The sequence below is a fragment of the Mesorhizobium sp. B2-4-3 genome (assembly GCF_006442815.1).
In the GTDB taxonomy this organism is placed as follows: Bacteria; Pseudomonadota; Alphaproteobacteria; order Rhizobiales; family Rhizobiaceae; genus Mesorhizobium.
Map to the genome: position 1 here is coordinate 20,556 of NZ_VFVL01000004.1, position 23,954 is coordinate 44,509.

General features: G+C 64.0%; 22 protein-coding genes. 12 read left to right on the forward strand and 10 right to left on the reverse strand.

All coding sequences use genetic code 11. The features are described 5' to 3' along the window. Nucleotides 1-5 precede the first annotated feature (5 nt). Complete coding sequence (locus FJ956_RS05665; protein WP_140672778.1) at nt 6-995, forward strand: dipeptide ABC transporter ATP-binding protein; 990 nt, start codon at nt 6-8, stop codon at nt 993-995. A gap of 39 nt (nt 996-1,034) precedes the next feature. On the opposite strand, the gene FJ956_RS05670 is transcribed toward FJ956_RS05665, so the two are convergent. The 4 genes from FJ956_RS05670 to FJ956_RS05685 form a co-directional block, all read right to left on the reverse strand. Further along, nucleotides 1,035-1,589, reverse strand: a complete 555-nt coding sequence (locus tag FJ956_RS05670; RefSeq protein ID WP_181170066.1) for a hypothetical protein — start codon at nt 1,587-1,589, stop codon at nt 1,035-1,037. Nucleotides 1,590-1,688: 99 nt separating this feature from the next. Then, nucleotides 1,689-2,771, reverse strand: a complete 1,083-nt coding sequence (locus FJ956_RS05675) for a TIGR01620 family protein (RefSeq protein ID WP_140672780.1) — start codon at nt 2,769-2,771, stop codon at nt 1,689-1,691. Further along, nucleotides 2,768-4,240, reverse strand: coding sequence for a YcjX family protein (locus FJ956_RS05680; protein WP_140672781.1), 1,473 nt, complete (start codon nt 4,238-4,240; stop codon nt 2,768-2,770). Before FJ956_RS05680 ends, FJ956_RS05675 begins: the two co-directional genes overlap by 4 nt. Before the next feature lie 63 nt (nt 4,241-4,303). Continuing rightward, nucleotides 4,304-4,807: a histidine phosphatase family protein gene (locus tag FJ956_RS05685; protein ID WP_140672782.1), complete on the reverse strand. Its 504-nt coding sequence runs from the start codon at nt 4,805-4,807 to the stop codon at nt 4,304-4,306. 248 nt (nt 4,808-5,055) lie between these two features. Here FJ956_RS05685 and dksA point away from each other — a divergent pair, with 248 nt between their 5' ends. Beyond that, entirely contained in the window at nt 5,056-5,472 is a 417-nt protein-coding gene (gene dksA / locus FJ956_RS05690) for an RNA polymerase-binding protein DksA (RefSeq protein ID WP_095765270.1), read from the forward strand. 114 nt (nt 5,473-5,586) lie between these two features. Here the strand turns inward: dksA and FJ956_RS05695 are convergent, their stop codons facing one another. Continuing rightward, on the reverse strand, nt 5,587-6,309 hold the full coding sequence (locus FJ956_RS05695; protein WP_140672783.1) for a flagellar biosynthetic protein FliO: 723 nt from the start codon (nt 6,307-6,309) through the stop codon (nt 5,587-5,589). 211 nt (nt 6,310-6,520) lie between these two features. Between FJ956_RS05695 and FJ956_RS05700 the strand changes: the two genes are divergently transcribed. Continuing rightward, nucleotides 6,521-9,103 (forward strand): ATP-binding protein, encoded by a 2,583-nt coding sequence (locus FJ956_RS05700; RefSeq protein WP_140672784.1) that lies wholly within the window; start codon nt 6,521-6,523, stop codon nt 9,101-9,103. Between the two features lie 105 nt (nt 9,104-9,208). Beyond that, nucleotides 9,209-9,916 carry a DeoD-type purine-nucleoside phosphorylase gene (locus tag FJ956_RS05705; protein WP_140672785.1) on the forward strand — a complete coding sequence of 236 codons (708 nt, stop codon included), beginning with the start codon at nt 9,209-9,211 and terminating at the stop codon, nt 9,914-9,916. Nucleotides 9,917-9,918: 2 nt separating this feature from the next. Here FJ956_RS05705 and FJ956_RS05710 read toward each other — a convergent pair whose 3' ends face one another. The 4 genes from FJ956_RS05710 to FJ956_RS05725 all read right to left on the reverse strand — a co-directional run bounded on the left by FJ956_RS05710 (nt 9,919) and on the right by FJ956_RS05725 (nt 14,225). Next, nucleotides 9,919-11,136: a cytochrome c gene (locus FJ956_RS05710; protein ID WP_140672786.1), complete on the reverse strand. Its 1,218-nt coding sequence runs from the start codon at nt 11,134-11,136 to the stop codon at nt 9,919-9,921. Continuing rightward, nucleotides 11,133-12,899: a GMC family oxidoreductase gene (locus tag FJ956_RS05715; RefSeq protein WP_140672787.1), complete on the reverse strand. Its 1,767-nt coding sequence runs from the start codon at nt 12,897-12,899 to the stop codon at nt 11,133-11,135. The genes FJ956_RS05710 and FJ956_RS05715 overlap by 4 nt, the downstream gene beginning before the upstream one ends. Nucleotides 12,900-12,902: 3 nt before the next feature. Then, nucleotides 12,903-13,655, reverse strand: a complete 753-nt coding sequence (locus tag FJ956_RS05720; protein ID WP_181170067.1) for a gluconate 2-dehydrogenase subunit 3 family protein — start codon at nt 13,653-13,655, stop codon at nt 12,903-12,905. Nucleotides 13,656-13,919: 264 nt separating this feature from the next. After that, entirely contained in the window at nt 13,920-14,225 is a 306-nt protein-coding gene (locus tag FJ956_RS05725; protein WP_140652977.1) for a ribbon-helix-helix domain-containing protein, read from the reverse strand. 318 nt (nt 14,226-14,543) lie between these two features. Here FJ956_RS05725 and FJ956_RS05730 point away from each other — a divergent pair, with 318 nt between their 5' ends. The 3 genes from FJ956_RS05730 (at nt 14,544) to FJ956_RS05740 (ending at nt 17,187) form a co-directional block, all read left to right on the forward strand. After that, on the forward strand, nt 14,544-14,939 hold the full coding sequence (locus tag FJ956_RS05730) for a VOC family protein (protein ID WP_140672788.1): 396 nt from the start codon (nt 14,544-14,546) through the stop codon (nt 14,937-14,939). 79 nt (nt 14,940-15,018) lie between these two features. Then, entirely contained in the window at nt 15,019-15,567 is a 549-nt protein-coding gene (locus FJ956_RS05735) for a gluconate 2-dehydrogenase subunit 3 family protein (RefSeq protein WP_140672789.1), read from the forward strand. A gap of 48 nt (nt 15,568-15,615) precedes the next feature. Beyond that, nucleotides 15,616-17,187, forward strand: a complete 1,572-nt coding sequence (locus FJ956_RS05740) for a GMC family oxidoreductase (protein ID WP_140672790.1) — start codon at nt 15,616-15,618, stop codon at nt 17,185-17,187. Nucleotides 17,188-17,245: 58 nt separating this feature from the next. On the opposite strand, the gene FJ956_RS05745 is transcribed toward FJ956_RS05740, so the two are convergent. Then, on the reverse strand, nt 17,246-17,632 hold the full coding sequence (locus tag FJ956_RS05745) for a hypothetical protein (protein WP_140672791.1): 387 nt from the start codon (nt 17,630-17,632) through the stop codon (nt 17,246-17,248). Nucleotides 17,633-17,939: 307 nt separating this feature from the next. Here FJ956_RS05745 and urtA point away from each other — a divergent pair, with 307 nt between their 5' ends. The 5 genes from urtA to urtE all read left to right on the forward strand — a co-directional run bounded on the left by urtA (nt 17,940) and on the right by urtE (nt 23,782). After that, nucleotides 17,940-19,250, forward strand: coding sequence for an urea ABC transporter substrate-binding protein (gene urtA / locus FJ956_RS05750; RefSeq protein ID WP_140672792.1), 1,311 nt, complete (start codon nt 17,940-17,942; stop codon nt 19,248-19,250). Between the two features lie 173 nt (nt 19,251-19,423). Continuing rightward, nucleotides 19,424-21,040 carry an urea ABC transporter permease subunit UrtB gene (urtB, locus tag FJ956_RS05755; protein WP_140672793.1) on the forward strand — a complete coding sequence of 539 codons (1,617 nt, stop codon included), beginning with the start codon at nt 19,424-19,426 and terminating at the stop codon, nt 21,038-21,040. After that, nucleotides 21,037-22,260: an urea ABC transporter permease subunit UrtC gene (urtC, locus tag FJ956_RS05760; protein ID WP_140672794.1), complete on the forward strand. Its 1,224-nt coding sequence runs from the start codon at nt 21,037-21,039 to the stop codon at nt 22,258-22,260. Before urtB ends, urtC begins: the two co-directional genes overlap by 4 nt. Before the next feature lie 7 nt (nt 22,261-22,267). Continuing rightward, a complete protein-coding gene (gene urtD / locus FJ956_RS05765) occupies nt 22,268-23,014 on the forward strand; it encodes an urea ABC transporter ATP-binding protein UrtD (protein ID WP_140672795.1) in 747 nt (248 codons plus the stop codon). Between the two features lie 72 nt (nt 23,015-23,086). After that, a complete protein-coding gene (urtE, locus tag FJ956_RS05770) occupies nt 23,087-23,782 on the forward strand; it encodes an urea ABC transporter ATP-binding subunit UrtE (protein ID WP_140672796.1) in 696 nt (231 codons plus the stop codon). Nucleotides 23,783-23,954 lie beyond the last annotated feature (172 nt).

The window sequence follows — 23,954 nt, forward strand, 5'->3', positions numbered from 1 at the left end:
AGCCGATGACAGACACAGATCGCCCGATCCTCGAGACGCGTTCGTTGGCGAAACGCTTTTCGATAGGCACCCGCTTTTCCGCCGAGGGCAGGCGGACCGTCCATGCGGTCGACAACGTCTCGCTGAGCGTGCGGCGCGGCGAGACGGTCGGGCTGGTCGGCGAATCCGGATGCGGCAAGTCCACGCTGGCACGCTGCCTGGTTCGGCTCTACGACATCACCGACGGCAAGCTTCTGTTCGAAGGCGACGACATCACCTCGAAATCGCTGTCCGAGCTCAGGCCGCTGCGGCGGCGCCTGCAAATGGTCTTCCAGGATCCCTCGGCCTCGCTCAATCCGCGCCGGCGCGTCGGCGACCTTGTGGCCGAGCCGCTACGCATCCACGGCAAGCTTTCGGCACGTGAGATCACCGCGCGCGTGGCGGAGCTGTTCGAGCTGGTCGGCCTGTTGCCGGACCATGTGATGCGCTATCCGCACGAATTCTCCGGCGGGCAGCGCCAGCGCGTCGGGATCGCGCGGGCGATCGCGTTGAACCCCGACCTTGTCGTGCTGGACGAGCCCGTCTCCGCGCTCGATGTGTCGGTGCAGGCCCAGATCGTCAACCTGCTCGCCGATCTGCAGGAGAAGCTGAAGCTCACCTATATCTTCATTGCCCACGATCTCTCCGTGGTACGCCAGGTCTCGACCCGCATCGCCGTCATGTATCTGGGCTCGATCGCCGAGGAAGGGCCGGCGGAGGAGGTGTTTGCGACGCCAGCCCATCCTTACAGCCAGGCTCTGATCTCGGCGGTGCCGGTCGTCGAGACGACGCCTGCGGGTGCGCGCAAGCGCATCATCCTCACCGGCGACGTGCCGAGCCCGCTCAAGCCTCCATCCGGATGCCGCTTCCATCCCCGATGCCCGATCGCGGCGGAACGCTGCCGCTCGGAGCGGCCGGAATTGAAGGAATATCGTCCCGGCCGCAAAGCGGCCTGCCACTTCCCGACTTTAACCTGAACCGCCTTCTTTGCGGGTGGCGGCGGTTGTCAGAAGGGATCAGTTCTTGGCGATGGCGCCGACTTCGACCGAGTCGACCCGCTTCAGGCTCATGCCGATCACCGGCACCAGCTGATTGTTGACGCGCACCGCCACCGTCACGGTCATCGAATTGCCGTCAGGCACACGCGCCTGCATGACGCCATTCAACTGCTTGCGGTTGATGGTGAAGACGACCTTCTGGGCATCGACGACATTGCCGCCGACAATGTCCATGCCGCTTTCGGTCGAGCCGCCCATGAAGGTGCCCCTGTAACCATCGCGGCCCTTGCGCTCGACGCTGGCCGACATCTTTTGCGTGAACACGCCGACCCTGCAGCCTCCGTCAAGCGTCATGCCGAGCTTGCTGGCGGGCGTCGAGCCATTGAAATCGCAGGTGAATTTGGTGCCTTTGTACTTGCCGGCGATGATCTCGCCAGGGCCGATCCATCTGCCTTCGACGGAGCGGAAGAACTGCTTATCCGGCTCCGCGCCAAAGGCCTTTTCGACGAGGCCGAGCGGCGCGGCAATCGCAATGGCGGCAGGCAGGACGCAGGACAGGATCACGCTTCTCATCGACGACACCCGGCACGAAAGAGTCTATTCTTGGGACCGGACCGACCATGCAGAAGATTGGTTAATGCTTCGTCACCCGCGGTGGGTCACGCGTTTACCTTATCGGTCGTCCTGGCTGTTCTTTCGTGCCGCGAACGATGTCAGCGCCGAGAGGAAATCGCCGAGGCCCGGGCGCTTCGCGGCGATGAACGGCAATGGGCGGGCCGTTTCCATCGCCGCGATGCCGATGCGCGCCGTCATCATGCCGTTGACGACGCCTTCGCCGAGTTTTGCCGAGAGTTTCGCGGCAAGCCCGTGGCCGACGATCTGCTGCACGAAACTGTCGCCCACCGCGATCGAGCCGGTCACCGCCAGATGCGCAAGCACGCCGCGCGCCAGCCGGAAGAAGCCGAGCGTGCCTGGGCGGCCGCCGTAAAGTTCGGACAGGCGCCGGATCAGCCGCCCGGCTTCGAACACGACATAGGCGATGTCGACCAGCGCGCGCGGGCTGACCGCCGTTATGAGCGACACCCGTTTCGTAGCCTCGAGGATCATGATCTTGGCGCGGGCATCGAGAGGCGACAGGATCTCGGTCTCGGCAAGCCGCACCAGATTGGCGCCGTCGATGATCTCGCCGCGCAATTCGGCGAGCGAGCGGCGGCCGGCGGCGGTCTCGGGTTTTGCGGCGACGAAAGCCGAGAGTTCGTCGACCAAGGCGCGCGCCGCCCTGGGGTCGTCGCGCGCCACGGCATCCAGGGCCCGTTTCTGCATCTTTTCGACTTCGGCAAGGCGGGCGATGGCGAGGAATTCGCGGAACAGGATGACGAGCAGCGAGAGCAGCGCGATCGCCGCCATGCCGGCCGCCAGCCAGCCAAGCCATTCGGCACGCGCGAACAGGTCGCGGATCAACTGATCGGCCCACAGGCCGACCGCCAGCGAGACGAGCACGCCGAGGGCGCCGAAGAGCAGCCGGGAAAACAGCGAACGCTTTCTCGGCGCCGTCGCCGGCGGCGGGACCGCGGCCTCGATATCCGGCTCGTCGAAGACGTCGACTTCCGAGGGGATCACGACCGCCACATCGGCCCTCGCGGCACGTGGCCTGCGCGCCGGCGGCTCCTCGGCCGCGCTATTTCGCTGTGGTTGCGGCGGCGCCTCGGTCTCAGGCTCGATGCGGAAGGCCGCCGGTTTGCGGGGCGCGGTCATGCCAGGTGATCTCCGATCAGGAACTGCAGCGCGCGGTCGAGCCGGATATGCGGCAAGGACAGCGTGACGCCTTCGGCGGTGCGTTCGAGCTTCGGCGGGCGGAAACGCACGAAGCGGATCGCCGGTTCGGCGCTGTCCACCAGCGATCCCGAAACCTCGAACACCGCATCGACCTTTTCCGGCAAATCGCCCGGGAATATGGCGGTTTCGGTCTTTCCGTCGAATGTCTCGCCGTTGATCTTCTCGCCTTTCAGCGGCGTGCCGATGATGACGGGCAACGTCTCTCGTCCCTGCTTCACCGTGCCTTCGCGGGTCGAGCGAACGGCGGCCATGGCGACGACATCGACGGCGGCGCCGCTGAAATTCGCTCGTGCAACGGCCCGGTCGGTCAGCCGGCGCACGATCGCCTGAAGCCGGTCATGGCTTTCATGGTGCAAATGGTCCGCCTTGGTCGCAGCCACCAGGATGCGGTCGATGCGGCGCGAGAAGAAGTCGGTGAGGAAATTGCCGCGTCCGGGCCGGAAGCAGGACAGGATCTCGGTCACCGCGCGCTCCAGATCCGCCATGGCGGCCGGGCCGGCATTGAGCGCCTGCATGGCGTCGATCAGCACGATCTGCCGGTCGAGGCGGGCGATGTGCTCGCGAAAGAACGGTTTGACGACATGCGTCTTATAGGCCTCGTAGCGGCGCTCCATCATCGCCCGCAGCGATCCGGAGCGCGGCCGGCCTTGCGACAGCGTCATCAGCGGCGCGAAGGTAAGCGCCGGCGAGCCTTCAAGATCGCCCGGCATCAGGAAACGGCCTGGCGGCAACGTCGACAGCGCTCGTTCGTCGAGCTTGCACGCTTTGAGATAGGCGGCAAAGCTTTCGGCCAATCGCCGGGCGGTCATTTCGTCAGCGTCGGCATCGGGATCGATGGTGGAGGCCAGCTCGCGCCAGGCCTGCGACAGGTCGGAGCGGACGGGCAGGGCGGCCAGCTCGACCGCCTCGCGCGAAAAATCGGCGAAGGATTTGCCGAGCAGCGGCAGGTCGAGCAGCCATTCACCGGGATAATCGACGATGTCGACAGATAGTTTTCCGGCGGAAAACAGACGATTCCAGCCGGAGGCCGACTCATATTCGATGGTGAGCCTGAGTTCGGAGATGGCGCGCGTGGAGTCCGGCCAGACGCGCTCGTTCACCAAAGCCGCGACATGATCTTCATATTGGAAACGCGGAACGGCATCGTCCGGCTGCTCCTCAAGGAAGGCGCGGGCGATACGGCCCGATTTCTGCGCCTCGAACAGCGGCAGGCGACCGCCATGGATGAGGTTGTGGACGAGGGCGGAGATGAACACCGTCTTGCCGGCGCGCGACAGGCCGGTGACGCCAAGGCGCATTGACGGAGAGAAGAGCCCGGCGGCGCGGCCCGACAACGTGTCGAGCGCAATCCTCGCCTCGTCGGTAAAATTGGTCAGCGATGATGCCAAATCAGGCCTCTGGTTGCGCGTCAGCGCCCGATATAGGCCCTGGACCGCGCGTTTGAAATGGCCTCAGAGGTCGGCCGGCGTGAGAAAGGCTTCGAGATAGCCGTTGCCCTGGGCCGCTTCGGCAAGGTTGCCGGGAAAGCGCACCACGGCAAGGCCGGAGGTCGGAAAACCATGGTTCATCATCCCGCGCGCCGCCTGCTCGCCATCTCCGGACACCGCCATGGCCAGATCTTCGGTCATGGGGTTGTGGCCGATCACCAGAAGCTGGCCGGCGTCCCCATTTTTGCGGATGATGTCCAGATAGCCGGCCGCATCCTCGCTGTAGAGCGTGTCGAAGAACAGGACCCGGCCGGTGTCGGTGCGCCCCGCCAGGCCTTCCAGCGTCTGCCTGGCCCGCTTGGCGTTGGAGCAAAGGGTGACGTCCGGCACGTAGTTGCGGGCCCGCATGGCCTCTCCCATCGCTTCGGCATCGGCCATGCCCGATTCGTCGAGCGGGCGGTCGAAATCGCGCATGCCGGGCAGCGCCCAGCCGGCTTTGGCATGCCGCAACAGATAAAGTCTGCTCAACCGGACCCCCATGGCGCTGCTTTCCCGGCAAAGCGCGATTAGTCACCAGAACCAAGTCTTGCACAATGGTCGGCGCCAGCAACTGCAACGAATCATGCGCGAATTCGTTTTGTGCCGTTGAAACAAAGTCATCGCGCGGCTCCCCGATGCGAAACTAACAATTGCGTGAAACCATCGCCGATAGCGCTTGTGCAGGCTCTTGTCCCCGAATATATAGGCGCCAAATTTGGGGTTGTTGGGTGAGTCGAATGAACGATATCGTAACCGCCAATTACGTACCCTCCGAAGACGAGCCGTTCATGAACGAACGGCAAAAATCGTACTTCCGTCAAAAGCTTATCACCTGGAAGAACGACATTCTCCGCGAAGCGCGCGAAACCCTCGAAATCCTGCAGCAGGAAAACGCCAACCACCCCGACCTAGCCGATCGCGCCTCATCCGAAACCGACCGCGCCATCGAATTGCGCGCCCGCGATCGCCAACGCAAGCTCATCTCGAAAATCGACTCCGCGCTCCAGCGCATCGACGAGGGTACCTACGGCTATTGCGAGGAGACCGGGGAACCGATCGCGCTGAAGCGGCTCGACGCGCGTCCGATCGCGACCTTGTCGATCGAGGCGCAGGAGCGCCATGAACGCCGCGAGAAGGTCTATCGCGACGACTGACGCGACCCGAATAGGCAAGAAAACGTAGAAAATGGCCGGATTCCCGGCCATTTTCGTTTCCGGTGCTCAAGGCGCAGAAAGGCTCGCCTCTGCCGGCATGTTGCCGTCATCAGGTCAGCGCTTGTGGCTGCCCAACTCGCCAAGCAGCTTGGTCATCTCGTCATCGAGCGAAGGCTTGGCCGCGGGCTTGCTGGGTGCCGGCTGGGAGTGCGTCTCGTCGAGAGAGGTCTCGAGCTCGTGCATCAGAGTGTCGTCGATGGAATCGTTTGAGGGCGGCGGCGGTGCATATCGGGTGCTGCCGTTCGTCGTTCCGTAGCCCGGCAGCGGCATGACCTTCGCCGTCGGCTGGCTCGGCGCCGCCGGCTTGGGCGCGGGTGCGGACGCCGGCGCGCGCGGACGTGCGACGGCAGCTGGCTGGGCAGCAGGCGGCGGCGCCGGCCTGGTGGGGGCGGGTGCGGGTGCCGGTTGCGGCGCGCGCGGGCGTTGCGCAACTCCTGTCTGCTGCTGACCGGCGTCGCCCGTCAATGCCGGGCGGCGCAGCGCCGCCAGCCTGATGTCGCGCTCGACGACGACATCGGTCGGCCCGCCGATTAGGATCAGATGCTCGATGTCGTCGCGGCGCACCAGGACAAGCCGGCGATGGCTGTCGACGGCGGTGGCATCCATCACGGCAAGCCGCGTCTTACGGTTCCTGCCGCCGGCGACGAAGGTGCCGAACGTCAGGTTGCGGACCACCTTGATGGCGAGCAGGACGACAACCAGCATGATGAGGGCCGCTACCGTCCACAGGATTGCAGCGACATAACCCGGGCCCGCTACATTATCTAGCCACTGCATCGGTGCACCCCAATCGCCATCTTTGAAGTCAGGGGACACTAGACCGTTGGGACCAGCGACCGCAAGTTCACATCACCCATCGTGAACAGTTTGAAACATGAATCGTTGATTTTATCGGACATTTGCCGCCGGGGCCTTTTCCGCTACAGGAGAATGTGATTCAACCGGCCGTCCGCGCCCGTCGGACACCGGAATCACGAGCAGGGGGAACATGGCCAAGGAAGCGCGCGGCGATTTCTATCCGGTACCGATCGTCGACCAGAACACGCGTCCGGGCGCCGTCACCAGGCTCATCGTCTTCATCGTCGTGCTGACCGGCGCCGCGATCGTCTTCGGACTTTTCCGCGAGCGCCTCGGCGATCCTTTCCTGCTTGGCATGCTCGGCGTGCTCGCCATGATCGGCGTCGGCTTCCTGTTCGCGACAGCGATCGGCTTCGTGCAGATCGCACCGCGTTCGACCGGCGACGAATTGTCGAAAGCCTTCGTCGACTCCATGTCGCAGGGCCTGCTGGTCACCGACACCAAGGGCCGCGTCGTCTACGCCAACCGCGCCTATGCCGACATGACGGGCGCTGCCTCGGCCGCCGATCTCAAGACCGTCGAGGGGCTGTTGTCGGATGTCCCCGAGGCCTCGATGACGATCTACCGGCTGGCGTCGGGCCTGCGCGACGGCCAGGCTGGCGACGGCGAGTTCCGGCTGGCCCAGTCGATCAAGCCGGGCGCCGAGCCCGGCGCGCGCTGGTACCGCGCCCGCGCCCGCGCCTTCAGCATGCCCGGGCAAAGGCTGCCGATGCTGGCCTGGCAGCTCGCCGACATTTCGCAGGAACGGGCGGAGCAGGAGCGTTTCTTCCTCGACCTGCAGAAAGCCATCGACCATCTCGACCATGCGCCGGCCGGTTTCTTCTCGGCCGACCAGGAAGGCCGCGTCACCTATATCAACGCCACGCTGGCCGAGTGGCTGGGCATCGACCTTGCCTCCTTCACGCCGGGCGCCATCACGCTGCCGGAAATCATCGCCGGCGACGGCATGGCGCTGGTCCGCTCGGTCAAGGCCGACCCCGGTACCACCCGCAACGCCGTCATCGACCTCGATCTCACCACGATGAGCGGCCAGGCGCTGCCGGTGCGCTTCATGCACCGGGTTTCGGCCAGCCGCGAAGGCGTGAACGGCCCGACCCGCACGATCGTGCTCAACCGCACCCAGGGTGAGGACGCTTCCGCGGAACTCAGAGCTTCCGAGGTTCGCTTCACCCGCTTCTTCAACTCGACGCCGATGGCCATTGCCGGCGTCGATGCGAGCGGACGCATCCTGCGCACCAACGCGCCGTTCCTGCAGCTGTTTTCATCGGTGGTCGACCGCGACGCCGTCGACCGGCGGGTACGCTTCGAAACGATCGTTCACGAACGCGACCGGCCGGCATTCGGCGGCGCTTTCGAGAAGGCCCGGCAGCGGCAGGCCAATATCGAACCGATCGACTCCGTCCTGCCCGGCAACGAGGAGCGCCACATCCGCTTCTACGTCAATGCAGTCGCCGACAGCGCGGGCAGCGAAGGCGCCGAGGAGGCGGCGATCGTCTATGCGGTCGAGACCACCGAGCAGAAGGCGCTCGAGGGCCAGATGGCGCAGAGCCAGAAGATGCAGGCGGTCGGCCAGCTCGCCGGCGGTATCGCGCACGATTTCAACAACGTGCTGACCGCCATCATCATGGCGTCCGACCTTCTCTTGACCAACCACCGGCCGTCGGACCCGTCCTTCCCCGACATCATGAACATCAAGCAGAACGCCAACCGGGCGGCCTCGCTCGTGCGGCAATTGCTGGCCTTCTCGCGCAAGCAGACGCTGCGGCCGGAAGTGCTCAACCTGACCGATGTTCTGGCCGATCTCAGGATGCTGCTCGCGCGCCTCGTCGGCAACGACATCAAGCTGAAGATCGACCACGGCCGCGACCTGTGGCCGGTCAAGGTCGATATCGGCCAGTTCGAGCAGGTGGTGGTCAATCTCGCCGTCAATGCGCGCGACGCCATGCCGAGCGGCGGCGACCTCACCGTGCGCACCCGCAACGTCACCGCCGACGAGTGCAAATCCTTCGCCTATCGCGAATTGACGCCGGCCGACTATGTGCTCGTCGACGTCGAGGACACCGGCAGCGGCATCGCGCCCGACGTGCTGAAGAAGATCTTCGAGCCGTTCTTCACGACCAAGGAAGTGGGCAAGGGCACCGGCCTCGGCCTGTCGATGGTCTACGGCATCATCAAGCAGACCGGCGGCTTCATCTTCTGCGATTCCGAAGTCGGCAAGGGCACGGTGTTCCGTATCTTCCTGCCGCGCCACATCGCCGAGGTGAAGAAGCAGGCAGAGCCCGGCGAGGCGCCGGCCGTGGCGGCGGCCCCTACCAAGCCGGCCGATACGGCCAAGGATCTTTCCGGCTCGGCCACCGTGCTTCTGGTCGAGGACGAGGACGCCGTGCGCATGGGCGGCGTCAGGGCGCTGATCTCGCGCGGCTACACCGTGCACGAGGCGTCTTCCGGCGTCGAGGCGCTGGAAGTGTTCGAGGCGCTCGGCGGCAAGGTCGACATCGTCGTATCCGACGTGGTGATGCCGGAGATGGACGGGCCGACATTGCTCGGCGAGCTGCGCAAACGCCAGCCGGACATCAAGTTCGTATTCGTTTCGGGCTATGCCGAGGACGCGTTTGCGAAGAACCTGCCGGCCGAGGCGCATTTCGGCTTCCTGCCGAAACCGTTCTCGCTCAAGCAACTGGCGACGATCGTCAAGGACGTGCTGGAGTCCTAAGGCGTTCAGCGCTTCCCTGGAATTGCTCTAAATAAGCCAGCGCTTGCGCATTGCGGCAGTCCTGCCATGATGGTCGCCGGATGGGTCTATCAGGGGTGGTAGCGCGTGACGCCGCATATCGAGGCGGGCCGGGGGGACTATGCCGAAACGGTGCTGTTGCCGGGCGATCCCGAGCGCGCGCAATGGATGGCGGAAACTTTCCTGGACGAACCGCGCTCAGTGAACCTTCGAAGGGGCGCGCTGGGCTTCACCGGCCGGTTCCGCGGCAAGCCGGTCAGCATCCAGGCGACCGGCATCGGCGTCTCGTCCTTCCTGATCTATGCCCATGAATTGCTCGACTACTATGGCGTCAAAACGCTGATCCGCACCGGCACCTGCGGCGGCTTGTCGGAAGACGTGCCTTTGCGCGGCGTCGTCGTCTCCAGCCAAGTGCGGGCCGAGAGTGCAATCAGCGGGCAGGTGTTCGGGCTTTACCAGCCGGCGGGGCCGGACCCGGCGCTGCATGCGCTGGCGCTGCGACGCGCCGCCGACCTCGGCATCGCCTGCAGCACCGGACTGACGATCTGCAGCGACGTGTTTCATCATCCCGATGGACGCGCCCGGTTTGACGAGCCGATGGCGCTCGGCGCGTTGGCCGTCGATATGGAAACCAGCGCGCTCTATCGGATTGCGACGCAGTTCGGCGCGAGAGCGCTGTCACTGCTCACCGTTGTCGATCATATCGCCACCGGCGAGTTGACCGATTATTCGGAGCGCCAGGCTTTGTTCACCGACATGACCCGGCTGGCGCTCGAAATCGCGGCAGAGAGCTAATCCTACTGCGTCAATTCCTTCCGCACGGCAGCTACATCGCCAGACGAAACCATCGGAGCGGCGTTGCCCCAGCTGTTGCGCACATAGGTGAGGACATCGGCGACTTCCTGGTCGCTCAACCGCCAGGCCAGGGATGGCATCGCCGGGGTCGTGCGCGCATGCTCCGTGTGCACGGCTTGGCTTCCCGCCAGGACCAGCTGGGCCAGTGTCTCCGTATTGCCCTGGGCAACGATCGAGTTGTTGCTGAGCGCCGGGAAGAGGGCGCCGGCACCAGCGCCGTCACCGCCGTGGCAGGCTGAGCAATTGTCGCGGTAGATGGCCTCGCCCGTCACCATCCTTGCCCGATCGGGTTTTGCCGGTTGGGCGACGCCGGTATCCGAACCAAGGCTCTTCAGATAGACGGCGACGGCTTTCAGATCAGCGTCGGTCATCTTGGAGGTCGAGTTCTCGACCGCTTCGGCCATCGGGCCCGATGCGATCGAATGCGCGTTGACGCCGGTCTTGAGGTACTGAACCAGCTCGTCCTCGGACCATTTCCCCAGACCCGACTGCGCATTGTTGGTGATGTCCGGCGCGAACCAGCCCTGCAGCGACGCGCCCTGCAGGAAGACGCTGTCCTTGTCGGCGCCGAGGAAGGATTTCGGCGTGTGGCAGGTGCCGCAATGTCCAGCGCCTTGAACGATATAGGCGCCGCGGTTCCATTCCGCCGGCTTGGATGGATCCGGCGTGAAAGGCGTTTCGCTGAAATTGAGCAGGTTCCACCCCCACATCGACAGCCGGATGTTGAGCGGGAACGGCAGCTGGTTGGCTTCCACCTTGTTCGAGACGGGATCGACCGTGGTGAGATAAGCCCAGAGATCGGAAATGTCCTGACCGGTCATCCTGGTGTAGGCCGGGTAGGGCATCGCCGGATAAAGCCGCACGCCGTTATGGCCGACGCCGGTCTTCATCATGTCGCGGAAATCGGCCTCGCTCCAATTGCCGATGCCGGTCTCCGTGTCGGGCGTGATGTTGGGCGGGATTAGCGCGCCGAACGGCGTTTCGAGCGGCAGCCCCCCGGCCAGCGGCTTGCCGCCGGGCTTCGTGTGACAGCCTGCGCAGTCGCCGAGCACGGCCTGGTATTGACCGCGAATGATCTGGTCAGCCTGGTCGGCGGCGATGGCGGGGCCAAGGGCCAGGCCGGCAAAACCCGCGGCGAGGGTGAGAGCGAGCGTCTTCATGCCTGCACCAGAGGCGCGCCCGGATTGCGCAGATAGTGGTTGCGGATGGCGTCGGCGGCACGGAAAGCCAGCGCGCCGACCGTTCCGGTCGGATTCTTGCCGGCATTCTGCGGGAAGGCCGAGGCGCCGATGACGAAGACGTTCGGCACGTCCCAGCTCTGCAGGAAGACGTTGACGGCGCTTCGCTTGGGGTCGGCGCCCATGATCGCGCCGCCCGTGTTGTGCGTGCTTTGATAGGGCACGCTGTTCCAGCCCTTCTTGAGCCGGCCGACATTGTATTGCCTGCCGCCGAGCTTCTTGGCGATTTCCTCCATGCGATCGGACAGGTAGTTCGACATGCGCACGTCGTTCTCCGGGAAGTCGAAGGTCATGCGCATCAGCGGCCGGCCGAAGCGGTCCTTGTAGGTCGGATCGAGGTCGAGATAGTTGGCGCGGGTCGCATAGCTGCTTCCCTGCGTGGAAAAGCCAAGCGTGCTCTTGTAGCCCTGGACGGTGGCCTTCTTCCAGGCGCTGCCCCATTTTGGCGTGCCGGGCGGCGTCGGACGCGTGCCGATCGGGCGCCCGTTGGTCGGGATGCAGTTGATGCCGGCGCCGCCGACGAAATCGAGCCCGCCGTGATCGAAGGCATCGCCATTGTAATCGTCGATGGTCTGGCCGAGCGCGCCGGCGGCGATAAACGGGTTGAAGTTCTTGTCGTCGAAAAAGACCTGGGTGCCGACATTGGTCTGGTAGCAGTAGTTGCGCCCGACCGTTCCCTCGCCGGTGTTGGGGTCATAGATCCCGCCGATGCCCGACAGCATCATCAGCCGGACATTGTGCAGGCCGTAGGCGCAAAGCAGCACCAGGTCGGCCGGCTGGAAATATGCCTCGCCGGAAGAGTCGACATAGGTGACTCCCCGCGCGGACTTGCCGCCGGCGGCAAGATCGACATGCAGCACCTCGCTGTCGGTGCGGACCTCGAAATTGGCCTTCTTCATCAGCACCGGCAGGACGGTCGTCTGGGCGCTCGACTTGGAATAGTTGGCGCAGCCAAAGCGTTCGCAAAAGCCGCAGAACGTGCATTGGCCGAGCGTGACGCCGAGCGGATTGGTGTAAGCGCGCGACATGTTCGCCGACGGCGTCGGGAATGGATGCAGCCCCATCGACCGGCCGGTCTCGGCAAAGAGCGTCGGCGCGTAGGTCATCTGCATCGGCGGGTTCGGGTAGTCGCGCGCCCGCGAATCCTCGAACGGGTTGCCGCCTTCCTGAAGCTGCCCCTTGATATTGCCGGCCTTGCCCGAGATGCCGGCCAGATATTCGAACTGGTCGTAATAGGGCTCCATTTCGGCGCCGGTGACGCCCCAGTCCTCGACCTGGAGATCGGCGATCCGCGCCGCGCCGTATCTGTTCGTCAGATTGGTCCTGGTCTTGAAGTCGGAATCCCAGAACCGCCAGGTGTGGCCGTTCCAGTGGACGCCGGCGCCGCCGACGCCATTGCCAGGCAGGAAGGAGCCGAAATCGCGCATAGGCAGCGCCGTCTGCGAGGGGTCGTTGCGCATCGTCATGGTTTCGACAACCGGCTGCAGGAAGAGGTCGCGACGAACCGCATAGCGCAACTCGTCCTGCATGTAGCCGATGTTGAAGTCGGTCGCGGTGTCCCGCCAAGGGCCGCGCTCGATGGCGAGCACGTCGAGGCCCTGGTCGGTCAGTTCATTGGCAAGAATGGCCCCGGTCCAGCCGAGACCGACGATGACGACATCCTTGCGCGGCAAAATCTTGGTCATGGCTCAAGCTCCCTTCCCCAGCCATTCCGGGCGGCCGGTGATCGACACCGGCGGCAGCGGATAGGGCTGATTGTGCTTGGCGACATGATCGCGGTAGTCGTAGCGGGCGCCCGGGAAACCGAGCATGCGCCAGGACGCCATGTCCTTGTTGCCGCCATAGACCGGATCGGCGAAGAAGCCTTCCATCGTGTTTTGCAAAAGCAGCGCGAAGAAGCCGGCGGCCCCGACGCCATTCGGAAGCTCGACCTTGCCGGCTTCCATCTCGGTGAGGAAAGCGTCCTGTTCCTCCGGCTTGAACTCGACGAACGTCTTGCCGTCGCGCTGTTTCAGGAAGGCGTCCATGGCCGCCAGTCCGGCGCGATAGCGCTGTGCCGGGTTGGCTTCGCCCTGGTAGCCCTGTGTCGGCAATCCCGGCTTGAACGGTCCTTGCGTGTAGAGCCGGCTCGATGTCCCGAAAGCGCCCGTCAACTGCCGGTCGATGTAGACGGCGCAGCCGGCTTCCTTGCCGCCGATGCTGAGATCATCGTGAGGGACGAGCCTGTCGACGATGGCCTCGACCAAAGCCGCTTCCTGCGGGGTGAAGAACTGCCACCCTCCCGGCACCACCTGTGTCGGCGGATCCGAAGCCATGGGCTCCCACGGCAGGGCGCCCGAGATCGTTCGTGCCCGGCTCACCGCCGGGGCGATGACCGTGAGCATGGCGACGGAGGAGAGGAAAAGACGCCGGTTTATCCGGATAGGATAGCGATGGCTCATATTAGGTCCCTCGAAAATAAAGATGCCCGGCTCGGGAAGTTGCGCCCAAGTTAAAGATGATAGAAGCCGTAAAGTTTAAGCCGCATAGCTCGATTTGTTGACAGCCTGCGGAAAGATAGACTGCCCGTCAAGCCAATCGTCAACCGTCAGTTGGGCCTGCGGTCGTTGTCCGTTGTGCCTGTGTTTTAGGTAGACGCAATAATACATCGGCGCAGATTGTTCCGCACCCTGTGCTTGTCCAGCAGAATTTACCCGCGTCGCTGGTCAGGCGGCTTCCTGCTTCAACGCAGCCTGCTCCTCGGCGTTGGGGCGGTGGCCCCGCAGATAGAGCGCGCAGGTGGTGCGCAGCATGGAAGCGAAGTTCGGAATCTGGCCGTTGATCTCGATCGCCTCGTCATAGAGCTTCGAGATGAATTTCGGCGTCGTCAGTCCCTGGCTGTCGGCGATCTCGTCAAGAAGACCCCAGAATGTCGCCTCGAGCTGGATGCTGGTCGAATGACCGTCGATACGGATCGACCTGTTGATCTGCCGGTAGCCTTCCGGATCCTGTCCGGCAAAGACTCTGCACATCGGTACCTCCCGTTCTTGTTTGTCTTGGGCGCCGATTGAGTTGCTGGCGCCTTTTTGAACACTGCCTGCGTTTGTCATTTTCGATCCGATGGCCGGCAACGGCAATCGGACTTTCGTCCTTAAAGCGCGCCGCGCTTCAGGCCTTTGGTTCGCTGCATGGCGGTCCCCAAAACCGCGGCAGGTTTTGGGCGGCATGCAGCCAAAACTGGAGCGACACTAGCCGTTTTCCAGCTCCGTGCGTGGTAATCGGCTGCCACCACCTTTTTTCGCCGGAGCGCATAATCGTTTCCGTAAGCACCAGAAGCTGCGGAGACCGATTTGGCGAAGGCGATCCATTCCATGATCCGGGTTCTCGACGAGGCGCGGTCCGTCGATTTCTACAACAAGGCCTTCGGCCTCGAGGTCGCGCAGCGGCTCGATTTCGAGACCTTCACGCTCATCTATCTCAGCAATGGCGACTCGCCGTTCGAGGTGGAGCTGACCGTGAACAAGGGGCGCACCGAACCCTATGCGCTCGGCGACGGCTACGGCCATCTCGCTGTCTCGGTCGCCGATCTCGACAGCGAGCACGACCGGATCGGCGCGCTCGGCCTCAATCCTAAGAAGATCGTCGAGTTCAACCGCGACGGAGCGCTGATCGCCCGCTTCTTCTTCATCGAGGATCCCGACGGCTACAAGATCGAGGTCCTGCAGCGGGGAGGGCGCTTCCAATAGGGGATATTCGCCGCGGAGGGGCGCGGCGCCAGCAACGGCACTCTCTCAGGGGGTGCGAACAGCAAGCAGGGAGGAAATCATGGTTACAGTCTACGAGAAGAAACCTGGCTACGAGAAGAAAGCCGGGCTTTCGCGGCGCGAGCTTCTGAAGCGCGGCGGCGCGAGCGCGCTGCTCATCATCTCCGGCAGCGCCGTCATCAGCCCTGAACACGCCTGGGGGCTCGAAACCTCGGCGCTGAAGCCCGAGACGATGGCGACGCTGATCCAGGTGGCGCGCGACATCTATCCGCACGACCAGGTGCCGGACAAATACTACGCCATTGCCGTCAAGGGCCACGACGAGACTGCAGCCAAGGACCCGGCCCATAAGGACCTGATCGAGAAGGGCATCGCCGAGCTCGACAAGAAGGCCGGCAACGGCGGCTATCGCGGGCTTGGCTGGGAAGAGGAGCGGGTCGCGCTGCTCACCGGCATCGAGAAGACGCCGTTCTTCCAGGCGGTGCGCGGCGGCCTCGTCGTCAGCCTCTACAACCAGAAGGAGGTGTGGCCGATCTTCGGCTACGAGGGCGAGTCCTATTCCAAGGGCGGCTATATCGCGCGTGGCTTCAACGACATCGAGTGGCTCTGAGCCGCTCTGTCCCGAACCGCATTTCGATAGATTTCATGGGAGGAAACCATGGCAGCATCATTTGATCTCAAGAACGACGGCGTGATCGTCATCATCGGCTCCGGCGCCGGCGGCGGCACGCTCGGCAACGAGCTCGCGCAGAAAGGCATCGACGTCGTCATCCTCGAGGCGGGCGCCCGCCACGAATATGAGGACTTCGTCAATGACGAGTGGGATTCCTTTGCCCAGCTTGCCTGGAAGGACAAGCGCACCACTTCGGGCGACTGGCGGGTCGCCAAGGATTTCCCGAACCTGCCGGCCTGGATCGTCAAGTCGGTCGGCGGCTCGACGACGCACTGGGCGGGCGCCTCGCTGCGCTTCCAGGAACATGAGTTCAAGGCGGCCACGACCTACGGCAAGGTCAAGGGCGCGAACCTTCTCGACTGGCCGGTGACGCTGGCCGAGATGGAGCCCTACTACGCCAAGGCCGAAGCCAAGATGGGCGTGACGGGCACCAACAACTGGCCGCGGCTGCCCGGCAACAACAACTTCAAGGTGCTCAAGGCCGGCGCCGACAAGCTCGGCTACAAGGAGTGCCATACCGGTAACATGGCCATCAATTCGGTGGAGCGCGACGACCGCAACTCCTGCCAGCAGACCGGCTTCTGCTTCCAGGGCTGCAAATGGGGTGCCAAATGGTCGACGCTCTACACCGAAATCCCGAAGGGCGAGGCGACCGGGCATCTGGAAGTCCGGCCGAACGCGATGGCGATCAAGATCAACCATGACGCTTCAGGCAAGGTGACCGGCGTCGTCTATGCCGACAAGGACGGCAAGCTGCAGGAGCAGAAAGCCCGCATCGTCGCGGTCGCCGGCAATTCGATCGAGAGCCCGCGCCTGCTGCTCAATTCGGAATCGTCCAAATTCCCGCATGGGCTCGCCAACTCATCCGGGCAGGTGGGCAAGAACTACATGCGCCACACCACCGGTTCGGTCTATGCGATCTTCGACAAGCCGGTGCACATGTATCGCGGCACAACCATGGCCGGCATCATCCGCGACGAGGCGCGCCACGACCCCTCGCGCGGCTTCGTCGGCGGCTATGAGATGGAGACCTTGTCGCTCGGCCTGCCGTTCATGGCGGCCTTCCTCAACCCCGGCGGCTGGGGCCGTTCCTTCACGACGGCGCTCGACCATTATGACCATATGGCGGGCCTGTGGATCGTCGGCGAGGACATGCCGCGCGAGGAGAACCGCATCACGCTGCACAAGGACGAAAAGGATGAGCACGGCATGCCGATCGCCGACGTCCATTTCGACGATCATCCGAACGACGAGGCCATGCGCAATCATGCCTACCAACAGGGCCAGGCGCTCTATGCCGCCGTCGGCGCGACCAGGACGTTCCCGACGCCACCTTATCCGTCCACCCATAATCTCGGCACCAACCGGATGAGCGAGAAGCCAGAGGACGGCGTCGTCAACGAGCACGGCCAGTCGCACGACATCAAGAACCTGTTCGTTTCCGACGGCAGCCAGTTCACCAGCGGTGCGGCGGAGAACCCGACGCTGACCATCGTGACGCTGGCGATCCGCCAGGCCGACTACATCGCTGCCCAGATGTCGGCAAAGACTATTTGACCTCCCGACTGCCTGCTGGCGCGGGACCCGTGAGGGTTCCGCGCCTTTTTTATGCGGGCTATCTTCTGGTGCAGGTCGAGGCCGTGAAGGCGCCGTCCTGCTGCTTCATGATGATGTCGAAGGACGGGCTGCTTTGGCCATCGAGCGTCGCCTGCGTCATCGAGATCGAATTGCCGCCGCTGGTGTAGCCGCCGAGCGGGCCAAGCCAGGTGATCTCGCCATTGGGATTCATCTGGTAGTTATACGTTCCCGAAGCGCCAAAGGTCACGGGGCCACTATAGACATTGCCCTTGATGGTGATGTCGCCCAGGTTGAGGAACAGGCCAAGCAGGTAGACCTCGCAGTGATAGGCGCCGTCCGGTAACTTGCCGTCGGCAAAATCGGCGCGGGCGCCGCCGGCGGCGGAGACAAGAAGCAGGAAACTCAGGATCGTGCGCAGGGCCATGACGTTGCTCGTTTGCGCGGCGACCTTGCCCCATTTTGCCATAGGCCCGCAACAGGGCTGATCAGGCTGGCTTTGCCTGTGTGGTGAAAGTTTAGGCATTTTTACAATTTGGGCAAAATCTAGGCAGCGTTGCGTAAACTTTTCTCAACCCGCTGCATTGCAGCGGATGTGAAAAGTTTTCCGGCTACTGTATAACCGCATGTAATCTCTTCGTTATCCTGAAATTCCGTTGAGCGCATTCCCGTCTGGCACGTCGCTTGCACAGTCTATGCTGCGATGCAAACAATCACGCTTGGGAGTGTGTCATATGAGGGGTAACTTCGCGAGAATAACAAAAATCCTGTCGGCGGGCGTCGTCGCGGCCGGTCTGCTGGCGTCGGCTTCCGCCAAGGCGGCTGAAGATACGATCAAGGTCGGTATCCTCCATTCGCTGTCGGGGACCATGGCGATTTCGGAGACGACGCTGAAAGACGTCATGCTGATGCTTATCGACGAGCAAAACGCCAAGGGCGGCCTGCTCGGCAAGAAACTGGAAGCGGTGGTCGTCGATCCGGCGTCCAACTGGCCGCTCTTCGCCGAAAAGGCGCGCGAGCTGATTTCCAAGGACAAGGTGGCGGCCGTGTTCGGCTGCTGGACCTCGGTGTCGCGCAAGTCGGTGCTGCCGGTGTTCTCGGAACTCGACAACATCCTCTTCTATCCCGTCCAGTATGAGGGCGAGGAGAGCGAGCGCAACGTCTTCTACACGGGTGCGGCGCCGAACCAGCAAGCCATCCCGGCCGTCGATTACCTGATGAGCGCCGATGGCGGTTCGGTGAAGCGCTGGGTGCTCGAAGGCACCGACTACGTCTATCCGCGCACGACCAACAAAATCCTCGAAGCCTATCTGAAAGCGAAGGGCGTGCCGGCCGAGGACATCATGGTCAACTACACGCCATTCGGCTTCTCCGACTGGCAGACCGAGGTCTCGGCGATCAAGAAATTCGGCTCAGCCGGCAAGAAGACGGCCGTGGTGTCGACCGTCAACGGCGACGCCAACGTGCCGTTCTACAAGGAGCTCGGCAACCAGGGCATCAAGGCCGAGGACATTCCGGTCATGGCCTTCTCGGTCGGCGAGGAAGAATTGGCCGGTCTCGACACCGGGCCGCTGGTCGGTCACCTCGCAGCCTGGAACTATTTCGAAAGCATCGACACGCCGGCGAACAAGAAGTTCATCGACGACTGGCACAAGTTCATCAAGAACGACAAGCGCACCACCAACGACCCGATGGAAGCCCACTATATCGGCTTCAACATGTGGGTGAAGGCGGTCGAGAAGGCCGGCACCACCGATCCGGACAAGGTCATCGACGCCATGGTCGGCGTGTCGGTGCCGAACCTGACCGGCGGCTATTCGACGATGATGCCCAACCACCACATCACCAAGCCGGTGCTGATCGGCGAGATCCAGGCCGACGGCCAGTTCGAGACCGTCTCGCAAACGCCCGGCCTCGTCATGGGCGACGAATGGTCCGATTACCTGCCGGATTCCAAGGACCTGATCTCGGATTGGCGCGCGCCTCTGTCCTGCGGCAACTTCAACGTCGCCACCGGAAAGTGCGGCGGCAAGGGCACCAACTGATCCGTCCAAGGTTCTGTCGGATCGCGGAGTGGCCCCGCGATCCGACCGCAGCCCGGGCAGGTTTCTGACCCGCCCGGGCAAGACCCCCAAAACCTAGTTTTGTGCAATTCCGGACGGAAAAACCGCTTCACACTTTTCCTGGAATTGCTTGAGAAAGCCGCTTGAAGACGACGATGCTGCTGCTGCGCGCAATTGGTCTGATGTTGCTGCTGACGATGGCAAGCTTGCTGCCGTCGAAGGCGGCCGAGGCCGACCTTCGTGCGACGATCGCCAAATTCGCGGCTGCAACCGGCTTCTCGGCTACCGAGGCCGTCGTGCACGAGCTTGCCGCGAGCGGCGATCCGGCCGTCGAACGGCCGCTTTCGGCGCTGGCCGACGGCAATCTCTACATTCGCAAGAGCGACGCCCAGGTCTTCGTCGGCAAGGAAGCGGGAGACGGCATCGAATTGCTCGATCCCCTAAGCGGCGAAAAAGCGGCCGACGCCGCCAAGGCCGACCTCACCAAGATCAAAGTCAACAACGGATTGCGCCGCACGATCCGCGATGCGCTGGGCACGCTGACGCTGCGGGCCAAGGACGCGAGCGTGCGCCTCGCCGCCGCCGCGACCATGTTCAAGACGCCCGATGCGGCGAACATCGAACCGCTCGATGCCGCGATCGCCGCCGAGACCGACCCCGCCGTCAAGACGATGTTCGATGAAGCGCGCGCCGCGTCCATCCTGGTCTCGGACAAGCCGGAGGCGGACAAGCTCGCGGCGATCTCGGTGATCGCGACCCGCGGCGACCGCGACGCGCTCTCGCTGCTCACCTCCGTCGAGGCGAGCTCCCAGGGCGCGGTCAAGGATGCGGCGACGGCCGCTATCGGCAAGATCAATTCGACGCTGACGCTGTGGGATGCCGGCCAGAACATCTGGTATGGCATCTCGCTCGGATCGGTGCTGCTCTTGGCCGCGATCGGGCTCGCCATCACCTTCGGCGTCATGGGCGTCATCAACATGGCGCATGGCGAGATGGTGATGCTCGGCGCCTACACCACCTTCGTCGTCCAGCAGGTGATCCGCACCTCGTTCCCCGGCCTGTTCGACTGGTCGCTGGTGATCGCGCTGCCGCTCGCCTTTCTCGTCGCCGCGCTGGTCGGCCTCGCCATCGAGCGCGGCATCATCCGCTTCCTCTACGGCCGGCCGCTGGAAACGCTTTTGGCCACCTGGGGCGTCTCGCTGATCTTGCAGCAGGCGGTGCGCACCATCTTCGGCCCGACCAACCAGGAGGTCGGCAATCCGTCCTGGATGTCGGGTTCGTTCGATATCGGCCAGTTGGCGATCACCTGGAACCGGCTGTGGATCCTGGTGTTCGCGCTCGCCGTGTTCGGCGTGCTGCTCTACGTCATGAAGCGCACGTCCTGGGGGCTGCAGATGCGCGCCGTCACCGCCAACCGCCGCATGGCCGCCTCGATGGGCATCAAGACGCCATGGGTCGACGCGCTGACCTTTGCGCTGGGCTCCGGCATCGCAGGCATTGCCGGCGTGGCGCTCAGCCAGATCGACAATGTCTCGCCCAATCTCGGCCGCGGCTACATCATCGACAGTTTCATGGTCGTGGTCTTCGGCGGCGTCGGCAATCTGTGGGGCACGCTGGTCGGCGCCTTCTCGCTCGGCATCGTCAACAAGTTCCTCGAGCCCTATGCCGGCGCGGTGCTCGGCAAGATCGTCGTCCTGGTGCTGATCATCCTGTTCATCCAGAAACGCCCGCGCGGCCTGTTCGCGCTGAAGGGCAGGGCGGTGGAAGCATGATCGCGCAGCGCTTCTTTTCGGCCGACCGCCGCATCGCCGTCACGATCCTCGCGCTGCTCGCAGCAGCCATCATCGTGCCGCTGCTCAACCTGGCGGTCTCGCCGCAAAGCGCCTTCTACATCCCGCCCTATATCGTGGCGCTGGTCGGCAAATATCTCTGCTACGCGCTGCTGGCGCTCGCGCTCGACCTGGTCTGGGGCTATTGCGGCATCCTTTCGCTCGGCCACGGTGCCTTCTTCGCGCTCGGCGGTTATGCGATGGGCATGTACCTGATGCGCCAGATCGGTTCGCGCGGCGTCTATGGCAATCCGATCCTGCCGGATTTCATGGTGTTCCTGAACTACAAGGAACTGCCGTGGTTCTGGCACGGCTTCGACCATTTCTGGTTCGCGGCGCTCATGGTGCTCGCCGTGCCGGGCCTGCTCGCCTTCGTCTTCGGCTGGTTCGCCTTTCGCAGCCGCGTCACTGGCGTCTACCTGTCGATCATCACGCAGGCGATGACCTATGCGCTGCTGCTCGCCTTCTTCCGCAACGACATGGGCTTCGGCGGCAATAACGGACTGACCGATTTCAAGGACATTCTGGGCTTCAACGTGCAGGCCGATGCGACGCGTTCGGCGCTGTTCGCGGCAAGCGCCGTCACGCTGGCGCTCGCCGTCTTCGTCACCTCGGCGATCGTCCGCTCGAAATACGGCAAGCTGCTGATGGCGGTGCGCGATGCCGAAAGCCGCACCCGCTTCCTTGGCTGGCGGGCCGAGAACGTCAAGCTGTTCGCCTTCGTCGTTTCCGCCATCATGGCCGGCATCGCCGGCGCGCTCTACGTGCCGCAGGTCGGCATCATCAATCCCGGCGAGTTCGAGCCGTCCAACTCGATCGAGGTGGTGATCTGGACCGCCGTCGGCGGGCGCGGCACCATCGTCGGCCCGATCATCGGCGCGCTGCTGGTCAACGCCGGCAAATCCTGGTTCACCGGCGTGATACCGGAATTCTGGCTGTTCGCCCTGGGCGGGCTGTTTGTCGCCGTCACGCTGCTTTTGCCCAGGGGCATCGTCGGCATGTGGGACGGCTGGCGCGGCAGGGCGAAGGCGCTGCGTGCGGCTTCGCTTGCAGCCGAAGCCGGCGCCGATCCGCAGGCGCCGGAGCCGATGATCGTGCGCTCTGCGGCGACCACACCGGGCGCCTGGCCGACCACCGGCTCCGAGCCGCAGCCAGCGGAGTGAGCGATCTATGAGCAAGTCCAACACCATCCTCTATCTCGACGGCGTCTCGGTTTCCTTCGACGGTTTCCGCGCCATCAACAATCTGTCGCTGGTGCTCGACAAGGGCGAGATGCGCGCCATCATCGGACCCAACGGCGCCGGCAAGACGACGATGATGGACATCGTCACCGGCAAGACACGGCCCGACGAAGGCGAAGTGTTCTTCGACGGTGAGGTGGATCTCACCCGGCATGACGAGGCCGAGATCGCCATGATGGGCATCGGCCGCAAATTCCAGAAGCCGACCGTCTTCGAAAGCCACAGCGTCGAGGACAACCTCATGCTGGCGCTGAAGGGGCCGCGCTCGATCTTCCCGGCGCTGTTCCATCGCCGCTCGACAGCCGAGAGACGGCGCGTCGACGACATACTCGGCATCATCCGTCTCGGCGACAAACGCGACGAGCTCGCCGCCAATCTGAGCCACGGCCAGAAGCAATGGCTGGAGATCGGCATGCTGCTTGCGCAGGACCCGAAGCTGCTGCTCGTCGATGAACCGGTCGCCGGCATGACCGACGCCGAGACCGAGGAGACCGCTCGCCTGCTCAAGGATATCGCCCGCGACCATTCGGTGGTGGTCGTCGAGCACGACATGCATTTCGTGCGCGAGCTCGGCGTCAAGGTCACCTGCCTGCATGAAGGCTCGGTGCTGTCGGAAGGCACGCTCGATTTCGTCTCGGCGGACGAGCGCGTCGTCGAAGTCTATCTGGGGCGGTGAAGCATGATCTGGCGGGTTCCGTTCCATCGTTTCGATTTCGCTTTTTTGAAGCGCTGGAGAAGGGGCTGAACCATGCTCGAAGTCTCCAATGCCACGCTGCATTACGGCGCCGCCCAGGCGCTGCGTGGCGTTTCGCTGAAGGCCGGTGCCGGCAAGATCACCTGCGTGCTCGGCCGCAACGGCGTCGGCAAGACCAGTTTGATGAGATCGATCGTCGGCCATCACCGGCTGACGAGCGGAAGCGTTGCCTTCGAGGGGAAGGCGCTCGACCGGAGCGCGGCGTATGATCGCGCCCGGTCGGGCATCGCATTCGTGCCGCAGGGCAGGGAGGTTTTTCCGCTGCTGACGGTGCGCGAGAACCTGGAATCCGGTTTCGCGCCGCTCAGGCGCGCGGACCGCAATGTTCCGGCATACGTCTTCGAGCTGTTCCCGGTCTTGAAGCAGATGCTGTCGCGCCGCGGCGGCGACCTTTCCGGCGGGCAGCAGCAGCAACTCGCCATAGGCCGGGCGCTGGTGATGCGGCCCAAGCTCCTGGTGCTCGACGAGCCGACCGAAGGCATCCAGCCGTCGATCATCAAGGATATCGGCCGCGCCATCCGCTATCTACGCGACCAGGCGGGGATCGCGGTGCTTCTGGTCGAGCAATATCTCGACTTCTGCCGCGAGCTTGCCGACGAGGTCAACATCATGGATCGCGGCCAGATCGTGCATACCGGTCCGGCCGAGGACCTCGACCGGTCGGATGTGCGGAAGTTCCTGACAGTGTAATCGAGGTGAGGCCTAGCGACCCTCCTGGCTGCCGGTGGCAAACTTCGGAGATTAGCCGAAGCATCTCTCGCGTCGTCATCCTTGGGCGAAGCAAGGAGCGCAGCGACGCGCGCAGACCCAAGGATCCATGCCGTTGCGTCTGCCGAGTGGTCCGGCGGCGCAGAACAGAATC